At 54.7% G+C, this 6205-nt stretch carries 6 protein-coding genes; 5 read left to right on the forward strand and 1 reads right to left on the reverse strand.

Annotated features, from left to right (window positions below; genetic code table 11):
* On the reverse strand, window positions 1-606 hold a 606-nt coding region (locus tag J7M22_11845), incomplete at its 3' end, for an IS1 family transposase (GenBank protein ID MCD6507298.1).
* Window positions 607-732: 126 nt separating this feature from the next.
* On the opposite strand from J7M22_11845, the gene J7M22_11850 reads away from it, so the two are divergent.
* The 5 genes from J7M22_11850 to J7M22_11870 all read left to right on the forward strand — a co-directional run.
* Window positions 733-1695, forward strand: a complete 963-nt coding sequence (locus J7M22_11850) for a hypothetical protein (protein ID MCD6507299.1) — start codon at window positions 733-735, stop codon at window positions 1693-1695.
* Entirely contained in the window at window positions 1692-3053 is a 1362-nt protein-coding gene (locus J7M22_11855; GenBank protein ID MCD6507300.1) for a VWA domain-containing protein, read from the forward strand. The genes J7M22_11850 and J7M22_11855 overlap by 4 nt, the downstream gene beginning before the upstream one ends.
* Complete coding sequence (locus tag J7M22_11860) at window positions 3050-3709, forward strand: hypothetical protein (protein MCD6507301.1); 660 nt, start codon at window positions 3050-3052, stop codon at window positions 3707-3709. The genes J7M22_11855 and J7M22_11860 overlap by 4 nt, the downstream gene beginning before the upstream one ends.
* A 36-nt stretch (window positions 3710-3745) precedes the next feature.
* The gene (locus tag J7M22_11865) at window positions 3746-5698 is read left to right on the forward strand and encodes a hypothetical protein (protein MCD6507302.1); all 1953 of its coding nucleotides are present in this window, start codon (window positions 3746-3748) and stop codon (window positions 5696-5698) included.
* Window positions 5699-5962: 264 nt separating this feature from the next.
* Window positions 5963-6205: acyltransferase family protein (locus J7M22_11870; GenBank protein ID MCD6507303.1), on the forward strand; the 243-nt coding region annotated here is incomplete at its 3' end.

Below are 6205 nucleotides of genomic sequence, written 5' to 3' on the forward strand. Positions count from 1 at the left end.
CGTAGCTTTAGTAGCTCTTTTGGCGCTGAAAACTATCCTGTAACCACCTCTGAGTATCAAAGCTATGATGGGAGGCCTGTCCGCTTGGTATCTCCCTCTTCCTCTCCTTTTAAGCCCTCTCTTTCTCGGCCTCCTACCCAGCTCCTTTATCTTTTCGGAGTTGTTCCTCCCTTTGAGCCCTGCTGTTATGTAGCTTTCGTCTATCTCTATCTCCCCTTCTATCCCCTTTGGGAGGGGGAGAGAGGAGGAGATCTTTATCATAACCTTCTTGCAGTTTATGAAGATGCTCTTGAAGGAGGTGCAAAACAGAATGGAGATCTTCCTCTGGGAGGTATGAACCAAAACGAAGAGGAAGAGTATGCACCCCCACAGAAACAGTGGAATTTTGGAGTTGTGGAAGATTGTGCCTGTCTTGTCATTGAAAGTCCTTTTGCAATCTTTGCACTTGTATCTTTGAAACAGTTTGTATCTTCCCCATTTGATAATGTTCCTGCTCTTGCAATGGGGGCAGTATACTCCATCTTTCCATTTGATCTTTCTTATCATGTCAGCCATGATAAGTTCGACATCGTTGATGAGATTGATTATCGATTCTGGTATACTCATGGGTCACCTCCTTATGAAGGATTTTCATCATCCCATGAGTATACCATTTCCACCAACAATGCGCGCAAATAAGAGCCATCGGAGATATTCGCCAACTTCGCGTTCGAAGGAGGGAGGCTGAAGGCGGTGCTGGATGTCGACGATTCCCTCCCGTCCGATAACGTCGCCTATGCGCTCCTGCCCCGTCGGAAGAAGATCCCCGTTCTGCTGGTGACGGAGGGAAACATGTTCCTCGAGAGCGCCCTCGCCGTGGACGAAAGGCTGGAGCTTACGGTGATCCCCCCTGGAGCCTATAAACCCGACATCCCCTCAGGCTATAGGGTCGTCATATTCGACCGTTGGTGCCCCCCGAGCATAGGCGACGGCAACTACATACTGATCCATCCGCCTGAGGGGAGTTCGATCTATCGGATAGGCAAGCCGCTGGAGTCGCCCATCGTCACGGAGTGGGATCGCAAACATCCCGTTTTAAGGTTCGTCAACCTGGAGAACGTCCAGATAGCCGAGGCATATCGCGTGAGTCCCCCTGACGGCGCCCGCGTGCTCGTCCGATCCTTCGAGGACCCGCTCATATTCGTGGATGAGTCTCCTGAACGCAGGGTTTTATTCGTGGCGCTGGACATACTCAAATCCGACCTCCCCCTCCGCGTCGCCTTTCCGGTGATCATCGCCAACGCGATCCAATGGTTCCAGGGGAGGTCTGAAACTCAGGAATATTGGCTCCGGACGGGTGATATCCTGCGAGAGAAGGTGGATAAGGGGATCAAGGAGGCGACCCTTGTGAGGCCAAACGGTGAGAGCGTAAGCCTTCCCGCGAGGAACGGCGAGATATTTTTCGATGGAACCTCAAATGCCGGATTTTACACCCTGCAGGCGGGCGATACGACGGAGACCTGGGCGGTTAATCTGACAGATGAGAATGAGACCGACCTGCATCTCAACGATGAGGTGAAGGAATTTCTGGATCGGGAGGTTGCTTTTGGCGGCTCGCCGCTTCTGCGCTACCCGCCCTGGATCTACCTGATTTTCCTCGCCCTCGCCCTGAGCGCTACGGAGTGGTTCCTGTATCAGAGGAGGCGGATCGAATGATGGAGATCGCCCGACCCTTTTTGCTCCTCCTCCTTTTGCTTCTGCCCCTTCTGTATTACGGATATCGGCGTAGCCTCGTCGATCTTCCCCGCTTTCAGCGTATCATCAACCTGATCGTCCGGTCGCTGATACTCATCCTGTTGATCCTGAGCCTCGCCGGATTGCAATATCTGACCAGAAACGATAGGCTGGCCGTCATCTTCCTGGTGGATCTCTCCGATAGCATCTCCCAGGAGGGGCTGAGGAAGGCGAAGGATTACATCGAAGAGGCGATGAAACATCGCGGCGATCGGAAGATCAGCGTCTTGGGATTCACCGATGCTGTCAGGGTTCTCAGGGATTTCGACGATGATGAGGCGAGGAGCTTCGACCCCGTTCAGTTCAAAGAGGGGTGGCTCAAGGAGGATGAGGACGCGGCGACGAACATCGCCAAGGCGATCGAAACGGCCTGGGGCATCTTCCCCGCGGAGGTGAATAAGCGGATCGTGTTGCTCACCGACGGCGTCGAAACCAAGGGCGACGCCCTCCGTACGGCGCTCAGGGGGAAGGCGTTCGGAGTCCAGATCGATACGGTACCCATCTATCCCAGCGCCGAACCGGAGGTGATGGTCGAGAGGATCGACATGCCGAGCCAGGTTAAACAGGGGGAGCCATTTAACCTGGAGGTCATCGTCCGCAGCAATCACGAGGACATGGCCGAGATCAGGCTCTTCAAGAACAAGTTCGAGCTTGCCAGCCGTAAGGTGCGTCTGAAGGCGGGCGAGAACAGGATACGCTTCTCACAGACCCTGACTGAAAGCGGGATGTTGACGTATGACGCCGTCTGCCGGTCGATCAAAGATACGCTTTACGACAACAATCACGCCCTCGGAATAGTGGCCGTTTCGGGGAAGCCGAAGGTCCTGCTGATCGAGGAGGACGAGCCTCAGGCCAGATATCTGGCGACCGCCCTGGAGGAGGCCAAGATACAGGTGGACATCCGAAACGGCCTCGGCGTGCCGAGGGAGCTGCCGGATATTCAGAACTACGACCTCGTGATCTTCAGCAACGTCCCGGCTGAGAGGCTGAGTCGGAGGCAAATGGAGCTCGTACGCGCCTACGTTCAGGATCTAGGGGGTGGATTCATGATGTTGGGAGGCGAAAACAGCTTCGGTCTGGGCGGCTATTACAGGACGCCCATTGAGGAGATCCTGCCGGTGAGGTGCGAGGCGGAGAAGAAGAAGGAGGCTCCGAGCCTCGCCATGGTGCTCGTGATAGACAAATCGGGAAGCATGGGCGGCATAAAGATCGAGCTGGCTAAGGAGGCCGCCAGAGCCTCCGTCGAGCTGCTCGGCCGAAGGGCGATCCGATACTCGTGAGCTGGCGATACGGGCTCGGCAAGTCCGTGGCCTTCACATCCGATGCGAAAGCGCGGTGGGCGGCGGATTGGCTTGAGTGGGCGGGATACGGCAAATTCTGGACACAGCTCGTCAGGGATACGATGCGCAAGACCACCTCCGGCAATTTTCTCTCCAAGATAGAGCTTCATAAGGGGATGGCTCATCTCACCATAGACGCCATCGGCGAGAACGGGGAATTCCTCAACGAGCTTCAAAACGACGTCACACTTATCCTCCCGGATCTGACCAAGAGGAAGCTACGAGTCTCCCAGACGGCCCCGGGCAGATATGAGGCCGACTTTCCCCTCAAGGAGGTGGGGCCATATTTCGTCAGGATAATTCAGAAGCGGGATGGCGATCTGGTCAACTCCCAGGTGACGGGAACCGTCGTCTCCTATCCGGAGGAGTATCTGATTCACAACGCCGACGAGGAGCTTCTCAAACGGCTGGCCTCGGTTTCCGGAGGGAAGTTCAACCCCGCCGCTGGCGAGGTTTTCCGCGCGGTCGAAAATCCGATTCCCGTTCGCCTTCACCTGTGGCCATACCTCCTCACGATAGCGGCATGTCTGCTCATAGCCGATATCGCCCTGAGACGGGTGGATCTGACTTCCAATGGCGGAGGAGGAGTGGTATAATTCATCCATCTGAGTTTCCGGAGATACTCCGCAAGCTTGCTCGGGATAGGTGCGACGATGGATATCAAAGGTAGCGAGAGTTCATCATTTGCCACCGTGCGTGCGATCATCATCGGGGCCGTTCTCATCATCGTGAACAGCTACTGGCAGGCACCGGTGAGCAGCGTATTGGACATAGAGATCACTGATCTAGCGCTCTTCTGCAACGTGATCTTTATCCTTTTCCTGCTGGTTTTATTCAATAACGGTCTCAGGCGTCTCACTCCGACACAGGCGCTGCAACAGAGGGAGCTGTTGACCATCTATGCGATGTTGGCCACGGCGACGGCATTAAACGGGACGGATATGATCAAATGCCTCGTCTCCCTGCTTGGCAACGGCACATGGTATGCCACGCCTGAAAACGACTGGCAGAATCTCTTCGTTCGATATTCCCCACCCTGGTTGGTGGTAAACAATAGGAAGGTGCTTAGGGGATATTACGAGGGGCAATCAACATTCTACAATTCCATCTACATCCGGGAATGGTTGCCACGGGCGCTTATCTGGACCGGTTTCACCGTGGTCCTCATATTTGTGATGCTTTGTATCAACGCTATTGTTCGGAGACAATGGGTCAGGAACGAGCGGTTGGCATATCCAATCGCTCAACTGCCCCTTGAGATGACACGGGAGGGTGTGGGAAAAGGGCTTTTCAGCAATCATCTTCTCTGGCTGGGATTTTCCATAGCTGCCTTTATCGACATCATAAATCAGCTTCACGTTCTTTATCCGGCCTTTCCGTCGATTCCCGTCCAGCCCGTCAGCCTGAGCAGGTATTTCACCTCCAAACCGTGGAACGCCATAAGATATATGTATCGCACTTTTTATCCCTTCGCCATCGGCATGGGTTATCTGATGCCGCTCGATCTTATCGTATCGACCTGGTTTTTCCATCTATTCTGGCAGTTGGAGCGCGTGGTTGGCAGTGCGATGGGATTTGCCGGCCTGTCTCAGTTCCCCTATGAGGGAGCCCAGGTTCGAGGCGGATGGATAGCATTGCTTCTGTTCGCCGTCTGGCTGGGCAGAAGACATTTTAAGGCCGTTATCGTGCAGGTGCTGAAAGGGACTGAGGTTAAAGATCCGGATGAACCCATGACCTACCGCAGCGCCGTGTTGGGCATCATCCTCGGCTTTGTCCTGCTCATAACCTTCTGTAGTTATATTGGGATGTCGGTGTGGGTTCTGGTTCCTTTCTTCCTTCTCTACTTTGCATTTCACACCGCCATCACGCGCATTCGTGCGGAGCTCGGGCCGCCCGTGCATACGCTGAGATGGACGACCCCGGACTACATCCTGATAACAACTCTGGGTTCCCGCAGGTTAGGGCGGAATAATCTGATCGGTTTCGGTCTGCTTCATTGGATTCTCGGCTCCTCTGGCCGTGAAAGCCCCATGCCGATTCAACTTGAGTGCTTCAAGTTCGCCGAGCGAACCCGAACGAGACCCAAAGGGATAATATCCGCCATCCTACTTGCAGCGGGCATCGGGGCGATTTCAGGATTCTGGTTTTATCTGCATGATGCCTATAAGGTAGGAGCGGAGCTGTATCGAGAGGGTCCGTCCTGGGCGGCCGGTGTTGGTCTCCGGCTTCTCGACTCGCGCCTTCGTTCACCCACCGATTGGCAGCCGATGGAGGTGCTCTTCGGGGTGGTCGGGTTCCTCTTCACCCTGTTCCTCTACATGATGCACATCAGGTTTCTGTGGTGGCCGTTCCATCCCGTCGGTTATGTGATATCGGGCAGATGGGGGATCGGGAGAATTTGGTTCCCGCTGGTATTGGCCTCAGCGGTTAAATGGGCGATGCTGAGATTCTACGGGATCAGGGGTTATCAGCGTTCCATCCCGTTTTTCTTGGGACTGATCCTCGGAGATTTTGTGGTGGGTAGTCTCCTGGCGACAATCGGCGTGCTCTTCCATATCCCAGTCTATGTGTTTTGGACGGGATAAAGCGCCACCTTATTGAAGATTGGGGATTTCCTCCGAACATTTCCCGTCTGAAGCCCGTCTAAAGTTTCGGAACTCAGTACGAAATCATCATACTGAACGGGTGATCCATATGAGATCAAAGGGGAGAATCGGGCTTTGGACGTCGAACCTCAGATTCCAGACTCACCTGCCCTGGATTTGCCTCAGTGTGATAACTGCCCTCCATTTCCTCTTTCTCCTGGATTTCTTTGCCCCGACGATCGTCACGCCGGAGGAGGAGTCAGGGTGTTCGTCGTCCTACATCTGGTTCCCTTCCACCTTCCTTTGGCCCTCGCTATGTCCGCCGCCGATGGAGGGAGGATAAGCCAGGCCATCATCAGATTCCCCGGCATATTCGCCTCCCCCTGGCACATGCATATCATGTTCCTCATCTCAGGCGCAGCCACCTATTACGCGCTGCGGTTCCGATCGGTATGGGGGTATGTGCTTAACCGTTTGAAACGGCTTCTCGTGCCTCTTCTCTTCTGC

This window comes from Candidatus Poribacteria bacterium (genome assembly GCA_021162805.1).
Classification (GTDB): Bacteria; Poribacteria; WGA-4E; order B28-G17; family B28-G17; genus JAGGXZ01.